The 13834-nt window shown below is 68.4% G+C and carries 9 protein-coding genes; 1 reads left to right on the top strand and 8 read right to left on the bottom strand.

The genetic code is table 11. From position 1 onward, the window contains the following. Nucleotides 1–53 precede the first annotated feature (53 nt). From ACCC94_RS21405 to ACCC94_RS21395, 3 genes are all read right to left on the bottom strand, one after another. A complete protein-coding gene (locus tag ACCC94_RS21405) occupies nt 54–1661 on the bottom strand; it encodes an acyl-CoA synthetase (protein WP_413351544.1) in 1608 nt (535 codons plus the stop codon). Nucleotides 1662–2063: 402 nt separating this feature from the next. Then, on the bottom strand, nt 2064–3752 hold the full coding sequence (locus ACCC94_RS21400) for a GMC family oxidoreductase (RefSeq protein WP_413351543.1): 1689 nt from the start codon (nt 3750–3752) through the stop codon (nt 2064–2066). A 46-nt stretch (nt 3753–3798) separates the two neighbouring features. Beyond that, nucleotides 3799–4929: a CaiB/BaiF CoA transferase family protein gene (locus tag ACCC94_RS21395; RefSeq protein WP_413351542.1), complete on the bottom strand. Its 1131-nt coding sequence runs from the start codon at nt 4927–4929 to the stop codon at nt 3799–3801. Between the two features lie 270 nt (nt 4930–5199). On the opposite strand from ACCC94_RS21395, the gene ACCC94_RS21390 reads away from it, so the two are divergent. After that, on the top strand, nt 5200–7920 hold the full coding sequence (locus ACCC94_RS21390; RefSeq protein ID WP_413351541.1) for a LuxR C-terminal-related transcriptional regulator: 2721 nt from the start codon (nt 5200–5202) through the stop codon (nt 7918–7920). Between the two features lie 591 nt (nt 7921–8511). On the opposite strand, the gene ACCC94_RS21385 is transcribed toward ACCC94_RS21390, so the two are convergent. From ACCC94_RS21385 to ACCC94_RS21365, 5 genes are all read right to left on the bottom strand, one after another. Further along, on the bottom strand, nt 8512–9345 hold the full coding sequence (locus ACCC94_RS21385; RefSeq protein ID WP_413351540.1) for an HpcH/HpaI aldolase/citrate lyase family protein: 834 nt from the start codon (nt 9343–9345) through the stop codon (nt 8512–8514). 14 nt (nt 9346–9359) lie between these two features. Next, a complete protein-coding gene (locus ACCC94_RS21380; protein WP_413351538.1) occupies nt 9360–10550 on the bottom strand; it encodes a CaiB/BaiF CoA transferase family protein in 1191 nt (396 codons plus the stop codon). Nucleotides 10551–10643: 93 nt separating this feature from the next. Continuing rightward, on the bottom strand, nt 10644–11993 hold the full coding sequence (locus ACCC94_RS21375) for an MmgE/PrpD family protein (RefSeq protein WP_413351537.1): 1350 nt from the start codon (nt 11991–11993) through the stop codon (nt 10644–10646). A gap of 18 nt (nt 11994–12011) precedes the next feature. Further along, nucleotides 12012–13172, bottom strand: a complete 1161-nt coding sequence (locus tag ACCC94_RS21370) for an acyl-CoA dehydrogenase family protein (protein WP_413351536.1) — start codon at nt 13170–13172, stop codon at nt 12012–12014. Between the two features lie 47 nt (nt 13173–13219). Beyond that, nucleotides 13220–13834: MaoC family dehydratase N-terminal domain-containing protein (locus tag ACCC94_RS21365; RefSeq protein ID WP_413351535.1), on the bottom strand; the 615-nt coding region annotated here is incomplete at its 5' end.

Genomic DNA, 13834 nt, shown 5'->3' with positions numbered 1-13834 from the left:
TTCGGGCGCCTGCGTCTTTTTTTAATACCCCCCCGCCCCCCCCCCGCCCACAATTATTTTTTTCCTCTTGTGTTTCTCGTGGGGGTGGGGGGGGCCGCGCGCCGCCCGCGCCCGCCCCGGGTCTGGTCTTTCCAGTAGGGAGCGCGCAGGTCGCGCTTGAGCACCTTGCCGGCCGCCGAGAGCGGCAGTGCGGCAACGAACTCGACGGATTTCGGGCACTTGTAGCCGGCGATGTGCTGGGCGCAGTGGGCGCGGATGTCGTCGGCGCAGACGTCGCTGCCGGCATGCAGCACCACCACTGCGTGCACCGCCTCGCCCCAGCGCTCGTGGGGGATGCCGATCACCGCGCAGCTCTGCACGGCCGGGTGGCGGGCCACCACGTTCTCGACCTCGGCGGAGTACACGTTCTCGCCGCCGGTGACGATCATGTCCTTCAGGCGATCGACGATGAACAGGAAGCCGCGCTCGTCCATGTAGGCGCCGTCGCCGGTGTGCAGCCAGCCGTTGCGCAGGGCCTTGGCGGTTTCTTCCGGGCGGTTCCAGTAGCCGAGCATGACGTTGGGGCCGCAGACGATGATCTCGCCCACCACGCCGCGCGGGACTTCGTTGCCCTCCTCGTCGACGATCTTCACCAGGCCGCCGTAGCCGCCGCGCCCGGCGCTGCGCACCAGGCCGCTGGCGATGCCCTCGGCCTCGTGGGTATAGGCCGGGCTCACCGAGATCACCGGCGAGGACTCGGTCATGCCGTAGGCCTGCATGAAGGCGATGCCGGGGAACCTGGCCAGGGCCTGCTCCAGCACCGGCAGGGAGATCGGCGAGGCGCCGTAGGCCATGCGCTTGAGGCAGGACAGGTCGAAGCGCTCGAAGTCCGGGTGGTTGATCACCGCCTGCAGCATGGTCGGCACCAGCAGCATCTCGTTGATGCGCTCGCGTTCGATGGTCTGCAGCACTTCCAGCGGGTCGAACATCGGGATGAAGACGTTGACGTCGCCGCTGATGACCTGGCTGATGCAGCGCGCCATGGCCGCGGTATGGAACATCGGCGCGGCGTGCAGGGTGCGCGACTGTTCCTCGGCCGGGTATTCGGCCATGCGCGCCACGGCGGAGGACCAGAGGTTCAGGTGCGACTGCATCACGCCCTTGGGCAGGCCGGTGGTGCCGCCGGTGTACATGATCGAGGCGAGGTCGTTGCCACCGCGCATGGCGTCGCCGATGGGCGCGTGCCTGGCGATCAGCCCCTCGAAGGAGTGCATGCCCTCGGGGGCCGCGCCGTCTCCGACGTGGACCAGCACCGGCGCACGCTTGGCGCCGGCGCGGATGCCTTCGGCCAGGTGCAGGAAGTGGTCGTCGATCAGCAGGATTTCGGTCTGGCAGTCGTCCAGCGAGTAGACGATCTCCGGCACGCTCCAGCGGATGTTCACCGGGTTGAGCACGCCGCCGCCCCACCAGGTGGCCAGCATGTATTCCAGGTAGCGGTCCGAGTTCAGGGCCAGCATGCCGACCCGGTCGCCGCTGCGCATGCCCAGCGCCTGCAGGGCCGCGGCCAGGCGCGCGACGCGCTCGCCCTGCTCGCGGAAGGTCCGCGTGCGGCCGCGGAAGATGGTCGCGACGTGGTCCGGGTCCTGCTGCAGCATGCGTTGCAGGCCTTGGGTCAGGTACATGGCAGGTCTCCAATCGATGTTGTTCTTGTGAGTCCGATACTAGGGAGCCCCGTGGGGCGCGGCGTCGGTCGAAGGGATGAAGCTGCGGTGGTTTGGCGGGTGGTTCGAAGGGACTAGAGGGGCGCTCTGTCGGCCAGGGTGGTGTGCCGGCTCGACATCGCCCCTCTCCCTAACCCTCTCCCTGAAGGGAGAGGGGACTGTCCTGAGCCGGCTGCCAATTGGGAGCACGCCTGTCGATACCGGCTGACGCCGAACCGTTGCCGCACGCCGAACGGCCCCCTCTCCCTTCAGGGAGAGGGCTGGGGAGAGGGAACCGCGCCCAAACGCTGCACCAAGGCAAAACCCCTGAAAAAAAGGCCAGGCGCCCGAAGCCGCCCGGCCCTCCCCCCGTAAAACCCGATATCAGCTGTGCTGCAGCTCGTTCAGCGACGCGGCGCGCCCCGGCTGGGTGTCGTTGCGCTCTGCCAGCAGCAGGTCGGCGCATTTCTCGCCGATCATGATGGTCGGCGCGTTGGTGTTGCCACCCACCTGCAGCGGGATCACCGACGCATCCGCCACCCGTAGGCCCTGCACGCCCCGCACGCGCAGCTGCGGATCGACCACCGACTGCTCGTCGCCGCCCATCCGGCAGCTGCCCACCGGGTGGTAAACGTTGTCGCAGTGCTCGCGGATCATCTGCTTCACGGCCTCGTCGTCGCTGCCGTCGAACTTCAGGTGACCGTGGAACAGCGGCTTGCCGCCAAAGCGCTTGAGCACCGGCTGTTCGAGGATGCCGTGCACCAGCTTCACGCCCTTGAGCATGGTCGCCATGTCGCGCTCATCCTGCAGCAGGTTCAGCTCGATCAGCGGGTCGTCGCGCATGTCGGGGCTGGCCAGGCGGACCTGCCCGCGGCTATGCGGACGCAGCACACAGACGTGGACCGAATAGCCGCTGCCGTAATGGAAGGTGCGCCCGTGGTTGTCGCCGGAGGACATCACGAAGTGCAGCTGGATATCCGGGTCTGCCAGCTTCGGATCGGTCTTGAGGAAGGCGCCTGCCTCGGTGAAGGTGCGGGTGAACAGGCCGCCGCGCTCGCGCTTGTACTTGCGCCACTGCCACAGGTAGCTCAGCGCGCCGCGCACGGTCACGCCGAACAGGTCGGTGCTGAAGATGCGCTTGTGCAGGATCAGGTCCGGGTGCTCCTGCAGGTTCTGCCCGACCTCGGGGGCGTCGTGCAGCGGCGCGATGCCCAGCTGCCGCAGGTGTGCGGCCGGGCCGATGCCGGAAACCATCAGCAGCTGCGGCGAGACCAGGCTGCCGGCACAGACGATCACTTCCCGCGAGGCATGCAGCGTCATCTGCTGACCTTCACGCTCCACCAGCACGCCGGTGGCGCGCTTGTCCTGGAACAGCACGCGCAGCGCGCGGGTTCCGGTGAGCACCTGCAAGTTGGCGCGGCCGCCGTTGTGCGCCGCATCCTCGGCCTTGCCGCGATGCAGGTAGGCCCGCGCGGCGTTCCAGCGCTCGCCGTTGAACTGGGTGACCTGGAAATAACCCACGCCTTCCTGCTGCGGCCCGTTGAAGTCATGGTTATAAGCGTGGCCGGCGCTGGCCGCCGCCTCGATGAAATGGCGCGCCCAGGAACAAGGCGAGCGCGGGTCGGTGACATGCAGCGGGCCGCTGCCGCCATGCAGCGCGTCGTCCTTGCCGGCGACGCGCTCGTTGTTCTCGGCACGCTTGAAGTACGGCAGCACCTCCTTCCAGCTCCAGCCTTCGCAGCCGGCAGCGGCCCAGCCGTCGTAGTCCGACGGGGTGCCGCGCAGGTAGAGCATGCCGTTGATCGACGAGCTGCCGCCCAGCCCGCGACCGCGCGGAAGGTAGCTGGCGCGCCCGGCCAGGCTCGGCTGCGCGGTGCTTTCATAGGCGTAGTTGTAATCGCCCTTGCGCGGAATGGTCAGCACCAGGCCCACCGGCACCGTGACCTTGCCATGGTGGTCATGGCCGCCGGTCTCCAGCAGCGCCACCTTGCAGCCGGCGTCGGCCAGCCGCCCGGCCACTGCGCAGCCGGCCGAGCCGGCGCCTACCACGATGTATTCGTACGAGCGTTCCATGGGTTCACCTTTCTTGTTGTTGTGCTGTTGGCCCGCCGCTGCGGGTTCAGATGACGCCGGCCTGCTGCAGGTCGGCGATGCGTTCGTCGCTCAGTCCCCAGTCGCGCAGCACCGCTTCGCTCTGGGGTTCGCCCGAAGCCGGTGTCGGCGTAGTCGCCGGAGTACGGCTGAAGCGCGGTGCCGGCGCCGGCTGGAGCACGCCGCCGAGTTCGAGGTAGGTGCCGCGTTCGCGGTTGTGCGGATGCTCGGCGGCTTCGGCCCAGTCCAGCACCGGAGCGAAGCAGGCGTCGCTGCCTTCGAGCAGGTCGCACCACTGGGCGCGGCTGCGTTGCTGGAACAGCGCGGCGAGCTTGGCCTTTAGCTGCGGCCACTGGGTCGCGTCCATCTGCCGCTGGAATTGCGGGTCATCGATGCCGCAGCGCTGCAACAGCTCGGCGTAGAACTGCGGTTCGATGGCGCCCAGGGCGATGAAGCGGCCGTCGGCACATTCGTAGGTGTCGTAGAAGTGCGCGCCGCCGTCGAGCAGGTTGGCGCCACGCTCATCGCCCAGGCGGCCGGCGGCGCGGAAGCCGTACATCATTGCCGAGAGCAGCGCGGTGCCGTCGGTCATCGCGGCATCGACGACCTGGCCCTTGCCGGAGCGCTGCGCTTCCAGCAGCGCGCAGAGCAGGCCGAAGCCCAGCAGCATGCCGCCGCCACCGAAATCGCCGATGTAGTTGTGCGGCACCACCGGCTTCTCGCCGGGCCGGCCGATGGCGTGCAGCGCGCCGGCCAGGGCGATGTAGTTGATATCGTGGCCGGCGGCCTGGGCCAGCGGGCCGCTCTGGCCCCAGCCGGTCATGCGGCCGTAGACCAGTTTCGGGTTGCGCGACTGGCATTGCTCGGGGCCCAGGCCCAGGCGCTCCATCACGCCGGGGCGGAAACCCTCGATCAGCGCGTCGGCGCCTTCCACCAGTTGCAGCAGGGTTTCCACCCCTTCGCTCTGGCGCAGGTCGAGCGCGATGGCACGACGGCTGCGGGCGAGCACGTCGAAGCGCGCCCGCTCGCCCAGCGCCTGGCCGGGGCGCTGCACGCGGATAACCTCGGCGCCCATGTCGGCCAGCAGCATGGCGCAGAACGGCGCAGGCCCCAGGCCAACCATTTCGATTACCTTCAATCCCGTCAGCGGGCCCGCCATCGCATCGCTCCTGTGGCTGTGCAAGCGCCGGGATATCCGGCGGCTCCCAGCCTAGCGACGGGCCGCCGGGCAACAATGGATCGAACGGACGAAACACGGACTAGTCCGCTCGCACCCTGTCGCGGGGCTCAGGCGTGCCTCAAACGGTCGCCTAGTCCGAATGGACGACTGCGGATATGGCGCCGGCCGTGGCAAGATGCCGCGACACAGAACAACAAATGAGCCGGCGACGCGCCCAGCGCGGCTGTACGACCGGCTTGCGGAGTCGCCATGTCTGCCCAGTTTCCTGCCAGTCCCTCCACCCCCGCCACCGGGGCCGCCGCGCCGCTGCGCATCCTGTCGAGCAAGTTCGCTACGCCGTCCGCCTCCGCCAGCCACCTGCCCCGGCAGCACCTGCTGGAGCAGATGGAGCAGTCCAGCGCGCGGCTGATCCTGATCCGCGCTGCTGCCGGCTTCGGCAAGACGACCCTGTTGCAGCAATATCGTGAGCGCTGCCTGGCGAGCGAGCGCCAGGTGCTCTGGCTCAACCTGGATGCCGCGGACAACGATCTGCAGCGCTTCGTCGCGCACCTGGCCAACGGCCTGCGCCAACTCGATGCCACTCCGCCCGCCGGGCCGCAGGGGCTATCCCAGCAGATGCAGGCGCTGCTGGAAGAACTCTCCGACCGCACCCGCCCCTTCGCCCTGCTGCTGGACGAGTTCGAGGCGATCCACAACCCGGCGGTGCTCAATTTCGTCCAGCAACTGATCGATACCCTGCCGCCCTGCGGCGTGCTGGTGCTGGCCTCGCGCTCGACCCCGGACATCGGCCTGGGGCGCATCCGCGCCCGTGGCCAGTTGCTGGAGTTCAACCCCGGCGCCCTGCGCTTCTCCCTCGAGGAGGCGACCCGCTTCATCCGCGACAAGCGCGAGCTGCCGCTGCGCGACGCCGAGATCGCCACCCTCTACCGCTGCACCGAGGGCTGGATCACCGCCATCTACCTCGCCAGCCTGTCACTGCAGGGCCGCAACGACCATGCGGCCTTCGTTTCCAGCTTCTCCGGCAGCAACCTGGAACTGGCCGAATACCTGACCGAGGACATCCTCGCGCGGCAGAGCGAGGCGTGCCGGCAGTTCCTCCTGCTCACCAGCGTGCTCGACCAGCTCAGCGTGCCGCTGTGCAATGCGGTCACCGGCGGTCAGGACGGCCAGGAAATGCTCGCCTACCTGGAGCGTGCCAACCTGTTCCTCTTCCCGCTGGACAGCGAGCATCAATGGTTCCGCTACCACAGCCTGTTCGCCAGCTACCTGCGCGACGCCCTGCAGCGTACCTACCCCGGCCATGCCGCGCGGCTGCACCAACTGGCGGCGCAGTGGTACCTGGCCGAACAGCGCCCGGTACCCGCCATCGACCACCTGCTGCAGGCGGGCGCCCGCGACGATGCCGCCCTGCACCTGACCCGGCATGTCGGCGAGTTCATGGACGTGGGCCGCTCGCGCCTGCTGCTGCGCTGGCTCGACCAGATTCCGCCGCAGACCCTGCAGCGTTATCCGAACCTCTGCCTGGGCTATTCCTGGACCCTGGCCCTGCACCGCCGTTATTCCGACGCCCTGGCCAGCATCGCGCTGATCCGCGGCGCCACCGAGGACGGCGAGCAGCCGCTGGCGCTGGAAGCGGAGACCATCCGTTGCCTGCTGTTCGCCCTCACCGACCAGGTCGAAGCCTGCTGCGAGGCGGGCCTGGCGCACATCCAGCGGATCCCCGAGGATGAGCAGTTCCAGTACGGCGTGATCGCCAACAGTCTGGGCTACAGCCTGGTTTCCACCGGTCGCTACGAAGAGGCAAGGCGCCTGCTGTCGCGGGCCATCCTGCGCTGTTCGCAGAGCCGCACCCAGTCGATGGGCAGCGTCGCCAGTTGCCTGGAGGGCGTGCTGGACATGATCCAGGGGCGGCTGGGCAATGCCCTGGCACGCTTGCAGGCAGCCTTCCCTAACCAGTCTTCGGGCGACGCGGAAAAGGCCCTGGCCGGGCGGCCGTCGCTGGAGATCACGCTCTCCATCGCCCTTTACGAAACCGACGCGCTGGACGAAGTGGAGCAACTGCTGGGCGAGGTCCTGCCCCACGCCAAGGAAAGCAGCCCGCCGGATTCGCTGATTTCCTCCCATGTGCTGCTGGCCCGCGTCGCCCTGCTCAAGGGCGACCGCGACACTTGGCTGCGCCTGCTGGCGGACCTGGAGCAGATCGGCCAGCAAGCCGGTTCGGCGCGGGTGATCTGTTCGGCGTGGCTGGAGCGAGCCCGCGCGGCGACCCTGGAGAATCGCCTGGAATCGGCACGCCAGGCGCTGCGCTACGCCGAAATCCATAGTGACTGGGAACAGCCCGGCATCCTGCTGCACGGCAATGACGTCGATACGCCGAGCATCGCTCGTTTCCGCCTGCGCATCGCCCAGGGCGACTGCGAGGACACCGAGCGCGAGCTGCGCGAAGCCATGGCCGAGGCCAATGCCCGCCAGCACCACCGCCGCGAACTCAAGCTGCGCCTGCTGCACGCCCTGGCGCTCAATGCCCTGGAGCGCACCGAAGAGTCCTTCGAGGCGCTCAGCGAGGCGCTGCGTTTTGCCAGTCACGAGGGCTTCATGCGCACCTTCCTCGACGAGGGGCCGCGCCTGGGCAGCCTGCTGCAACGCTGGGCGGTTCCCCATCAGGCGCAGTCGCGGGCGCTGGGGATCGAGCCGCGCTTTCTCACCACCCTGCTGCAGCGCTTCGTCGGCCACGGAGAGACGCCGAGCAACGGCCAGGCGCCCGGCGCCGCCGGTGAAGGCCTTACCACCCGCGAGATCCAGGTGATCCGCCTGCTGGCGGCCGGGCACCGGAACAAGGTGATCGCCGAGAAGATGTTCCTCTCCGAATTCACCGTGAAATCGCACCTGCGCAACATCAACGCCAAGCTCGGCGCCCAGGGGCGTACCGAAGCGGTGGCGATTGCGCGGGCGCGGGGGTTGCTGGATTGAACTCATCGGCCTCGGGGCCGATCTGCGCGCAGGGCTTCGTGCTGGAGATGGGTATCCCATGCCAGGGCATGGATTCGCGGACAAGGTCCGCTCCTACGCGATCTTTGAGGGCTGCGGTTCGCGAGCAAGCTCGCTCCTACGGAAAGCCTCGGTAGATCGCAGGGCGCATAACGCGCCAGCGTTATCCGCCGCGAGGCCATCGGCGGATAACCCGTTCCGGGTTATGCGCCCTACGGTTGCCGTGCCAGCGACAGGATTTCGCGGACAAGGTCCGCTGCTACGGGAGCCCCGGCGGACGGCGGTTCGCGAGCAAGCTCGCTCCTACGAAAAGCCTCGGTAGATCGTCGGGCACATAACGCGCCAAGGCCTGGGCTTCGCGGACGAGGTCCGCTCCTACGGGAGCGGCGCCCTCGTAGGAGCGGATCTCATCCGCGAAATCCATCGCGGATGAATCCGTAGTTCAAGGGAAAAACCGCGGCAAGGCGCCTGCTGTAGGAGCGAGCTTGCTCGCGAACGCATTGCACCGGATTCCCCGACGTAAAGCGGGGGCGCGAGCAATAACGATGGCGCCCCTCTCTCCTACACCAAAGGTCAGTCGCCAGCGCTGGCCAGCAGCCGCCGGGCGCGGCCCAGCACCGGCGCATCGACCATCTGTCCATCCACCTGGAAGGCCGCCGCGCCGCTCTCGGCCGCAGCGACCACCCGCCGCGCCCAGTCCAGCTCGTCCGCGCTCGGAGCCAAAGCCGCATGGGCCACGGCCACCTGCTTGGGATGGATGCACAGCGCGCCGAGCAAGCCAAGGTCGCGGCCATGGCGGATGGTCGCGGCGAAGCCTTCGGCGTCGTCGAACGCCGGGAACACGGTATCCAGCGGCGGTTGCAGGTCGTTCACCCGCGAATGCAGCAGCAGGCTCAGGCGCACCTGGTCGTAGACCACCGCGGCAGCCTGGGTGCCGCTGCTCATGCCGATATCCAGCGCCAGGTCCAGGCCGCCGAAGGTCAGGCGCTCCACACCCTCGCAGGCAGCGATCTCGCCCAGCGCGAGCAGACCGCGGGCGCTCTCGATCAACGGCCACACCGGCTTGCCGGACGAAGCAGCGATGCGCACCTGCATGGCGCGCTCGGCCTTGGGCAGCAGGATGCCGATGACGCCCGGCAGGCGCCGGCACAGTTCCAGATCGGCTGCCTGCTCCGGATCGCCAGCGGCGTTCACCCGCACCCGCACGCGCGCCTCCGGGTTGGCACCGAGGAAGGCTTCCAGATTGTCGCGGGCCTGGGCCTTGAGCGACGCCTCGACGGCGTCCTCGAAGTCGACGATCACCGCATCGGCGCCGCTGGCCAGGGCCTTGGCGAAACGTTCCGGGCGGCTGCCGGGTACGAACAGCGCGGTTCGTACGATGGGCTCCGCCGGGCTTTGCTGAATCATTGGGCTCTCCTGGGTCATACCGCGCCCTGCTCGTGCAGGCGCTGGATATCCCCGGCGGTATAACCCAGTTCCTGCAGCAGGTCATCCGTTTGTTCGCCCAGCGCCGGCACGGCGTCCATGCGCGGCGCGTAGGCGTTACTGTTCACCGGCGGCAACAGCGCCGGCAGGCGACCGGCCGGGCTGTCGATCTCGCGCCAGCGGTCGCGGGCGGCCAGCTGCGGGTGTTGCCACAGGCCACGCATGTCGTTGACGTGGGCGTTGGCGATCTGCGCCTGTTCCAGGCGCTCGACCACCTGTTCGGCCGTGAGGTCGATGAATGCTTCGACGATCAGCGCGCGCAAGGCATCGCGATTGGCCACGCGCAGGCTGGTCGCGGTGAAACGCGGATCGACCGCCAGCTCCGGACGTTGCAGGACGACCTCGCAGAACAGCTTCCACTCGCGCTCGTTCTGCACGCCGAGCATGACGCTGCCGCCATCGCCGGTGGGGAACGGCCCGTAGGGATAGATGGTGGCGTGGGCGGCGCCGGCGCGCGGCGGCTGCGACTGGCCTTCGAAGGCGTAGTACATGGGGAAGCCCATCCACTCGGCCATGCCTTCGAGCATCGACACCTCGACGCGGCTGCCCTCCCCCGTGCGGCCGCGCAGCAGCAGCGCGGAGAGGATGCCACTGTAGGCGTACATGCCGGCGGAAATGTCGGCAATCGAGCACCCGGCCTTGGCCATCTCGTCGGCGCCCGGACCGCCGGTCACCGAGAGGAAGCCGCTCTCGCTCTGGATCAGCAGGTCATAGGCTTTCCTCTGCTCGTAGGGGCCGCCTTCGCCGTAGCCGGAGATGTCGCAGACGATCAGTCGCGGGAAGCGCTCGTGCAGCGCTTCGAACGACAGGCCCAGGCGCGCGGCAGCGCCGGGCGCGAGGTTCTGCACCAACACGTCGGCGCGCTCCAGCAACTGTTCCAGCACGGCCTGCGCCGGCTCCTGCTTGAGGTCAAGGGAAAGGCTTTCCTTGGAACGGTTGGTCCAGACGAAATGCGAGGCCAGGCCGCGCACGCGCTCGTCATAGCCGCGGGCGAAGTCGCCGACGCCGGGGCGCTCGATCTTGATCACGCGGGCGCCGAGATCGGCCAGCTGGCGGGTGCAGAACGGCGCGGCGATGGCGTGTTCCAAGCTGACGACAGTGATGCCGTCGAGGGGACGCGAACTCATGGGCAACTCCAGACGCCGGCCGGCGGGCCGACGCTACGATTCGGTGGGACCGGGCGGCAAGGCCGCCCGGAGCACGGTCAGTGCAACTCGCCGTCAGTGAAAGGCGTCGAGGTTCGGCAACTGGTGCAGACGCCAGCTGGCCTGCACCAGACGATCGGCTTCGGCCTCGCTGCGCTGGCCGGCGAAGGCCAGCAGGCGGCGGAACTTGTCTTCCAGCTCGGCACGGCTCAGGCCGTTGCCCGGATCGCCCTTGGGTTCGTCGATGGCTCCGTGCAACTGGCGTCCGTCGGTGGTGAGTACGTCGACACGACCGAGCCAGCGCCGCGGGTATGCGCCGTCTACTTCCGCATCGAGCTGCATGCTGACCTTCTCGCGGAAGGCCGAGACCTCGGCATCGTTCAGGGAGAATTCCTCGAACTCCACCAGTCCGGCCTTGCCGTGCACGGCGATCAGCCCCAGCACGGTGCCCATGGAGAACTTCGCCTGGTGCACCGTCTGCGGCACCACCACGCGGCCGAGCACATCGATGGCGCCCTGGTGCACGCGGGTGGTTACCCTGGCGATGTCGCCATGCTTGAGCCCTTCGCGCTGCATCAGGCCCAGCAGTGCATCTGCCGCGGGGTGGGTGTGGCGGCAGGAAGCGTGGAACTTGTAGGAGGTCTCGCAGAGCGCCCAGCGGGTGCCCAGGCCGTCCACCAGCCTGCTCGGGTCGGCGTCGCTGGACATGCCGGCAGCCATGCCCTGTTCGCCTTCAAGAATGTTCTGCGCGCCGGTCAGGCCATCGGCCGTCAGGTAGGCGGCGAGCAGACCGTCCGCGGCGGCCTTGGCAGTGTGCAGCTGCTTGGAATCGGCAGCGTCACGCAGGAACTCCCAGAGCCCGGCGGCCTGGGTGCCGGCGCTGCCCAGGCAGTTGACGAACTGCCGGCTGTCCAGGCCCAGCAGCTTGCCCACGGCTACGGCGGCAGCCAGGGTGCCAACCGTGGCGGTGGTATGGAAGATGCGGTAGTGCGAGCGGCCGAGGAACTCGCCGATACGGATGCCCGCCTCGTAGCCGGCGACGCTGGCGAGGATCAGCTCGCGCCCGGATTTGCCCAGTTCCTGCGCCGCTGCCAGGGCCGCCGGGAAGACCACGGTGGCCGGGTGCAGCACGGAGCTGTTGTGCAGGTCGTCCTGCTCCACCAGGTGCGAGCTGGCGCCGTTGACCAGCGCGGCGAAGTACGCGGAGGTCGCGGTGCCGTCCACCAGCACGCGGCTCTTGCCGCTGGCCGGGCCCATGCGCTGGGCGTAGCGCTGGAACAGCGGGATCGGGTGGCGGTTCTGGCTGGCCAGCGCCGAGCCGAGCCAGTCGAGGAACAGCTCCTCGGTGTACTCGACCACGGAGGTGGGCAGGTCTTCGTAGCGCAGGCCGGCAAGGAACTCGGCCAGGGCGTGGGTATTGTTCATTGTTCTTCTCGTCCCGGCTTAGAAGGAACGCGGCAGTTCGAGCAGGTGCTCGGCCACGTACGACAGGATCAGATTGGTGGAAATCGGCGCCACCTGGTACAGGCGGGTCTCGCGGAACTTGCGCTCGACGTCGTACTCGTTGGCGAAGCCGAAGCCGCCGTGGGTCTGCAGGCAGGCGTTGGCGGCTTCCCAGCTGGCCTTGGCCGCCAGGTACTTGGCCATGTTGGCGGCGGCGCCGGCGTTCCTGCCGCTGTCGTATTCCTGGCAGGCGCGCCAGCGCATCAGGTCGGCGGCCTCGATCTCGATATGCGCCTCGGCGATGGGGAACTGCACGCCCTGGTTCTGCCCGATCGGGCGGCCGAACACCACGCGGTCGCGGGCGTACTGTGCGGACTTCTCGGTGAACCAGCGGCCGTCGCCGATGCACTCGGCGGCGATCAGGGTGCGCTCGGCGTTGAGGCCGTCGAGGATGTACTTGAAGCCCTTGCCTTCCTCGCCGATCAGTCTGCTGGCCGGCAGTTCCAGGTTGTCGAAGAACAGCTCGTTGGTCTCGTGGTTGACCATGTTCGCGATTGGCTGGACGGTCAGGCCGTTGCCGATCGCCTCGCGCAGGTCGACGAGGAAGATCGACATGCCCTCGGACTTCTTCTTCACCTCGGCCAGCGGCGTGGTGCGGGCCAGCAGGATCATCAGGTCGGAGTGCTGGATGCGCGAGATCCACACCTTCTGGCCGTTGATCACGTACTTGTCGCCCTGGCGCACGGCGGTGGTCTTGATCTTGGTGGTGTCGGTGCCGGTGGTGGGCTCGGTGACGCCCATGGACTGCAGGCGCAGTTCGCCGCTGGCGAGCTTGGGCAGGTAGTAGGCCTTCTGCTCGGCGCTGCCGTTACGCAGCAGGGTGAACATGTTGTACATCTGCCCGTGGATGGTGCCGGAGTTGCCGCCGCAGTGGTTCACCTCTTCGAGGATCACCGAGGCCTCGGCCAGGCCCAGGCCCGAGCCGCCGTATTCTTCCGGGATCATCGCCGAGAGCCAGCCGGCCTCGGTCATGGCGCGGACGAACTCCTCGGGGAAGCCTTTCTCTTCGTCGATCCTGCGCCAGTACTCGGCGGGGAACTCCGCACAGAGGGCGCGCACGCCGTCACGGATGGCCTGGAGTTCTTCGGGGGTGGACGTCATCGAAACACCTCATGTCTTTCTTGTTGGAGGCACCGGAAACGGTGCGGTCAGTCGAATTCCACTTCGCCGCGCTGGGCGATACCGGCGCCGTTGCCAGCCCAGACTTCGGCCATGCCGGGGGCGCTCAGGCGGCCACCGACGTCGAACGGCTCGGGGCTGATCAGCGGACGCAGGCCACGGTAGGAGTAACGGCGCAGGCGTGCCTGGGGGTTGGCGCGGCAGAACGCGCGCAGGTTAAGCGTGCCGATCAGCGGTCCGTGCACCACCAGGCCGGGATAGCCCTCGGCCTCGGTGACGTAGGGCCAGTCGTAATGGATGCGGTGCCCGTTGAAGGTCAGCGCGGAGTAGCGGAACAGCAGGATCGGCGACGGCACCACGGCCTCGCTCCAGTCCCCGCCCGGCAGCGCTTCGCCGCTGGAGAGCTTGGGCGGGCTGGGCTCGCGGTAGACGATGTCCTGTTCTTCGCTGAACGCCAGGCGGCCGTCCTGGGCGAATTCGTGGCGCAGGGTGACGAACAGCAGCGAGCCGGTACGGCCGTGCTTTTCCTCGACATTGAGGATGGTGGTGGTGCGCTTCGCCACGCCGCCGACGCGCAGCGGTTCGTGGAATTCCAGGCGGCCGCCGGCCCACATGCGGTTGCGCCCATCGGCCGGGGGCAGGAA

Origin of the sequence: Pseudomonas sp. Pseusp97, assembly GCF_047304025.1 — a bacterium.
In the GTDB taxonomy this organism is placed as follows: Bacteria; Pseudomonadota; Gammaproteobacteria; order Pseudomonadales; family Pseudomonadaceae; genus Pseudomonas.
This window is presented reverse-complemented; position numbering and strand designations above follow the sequence as displayed.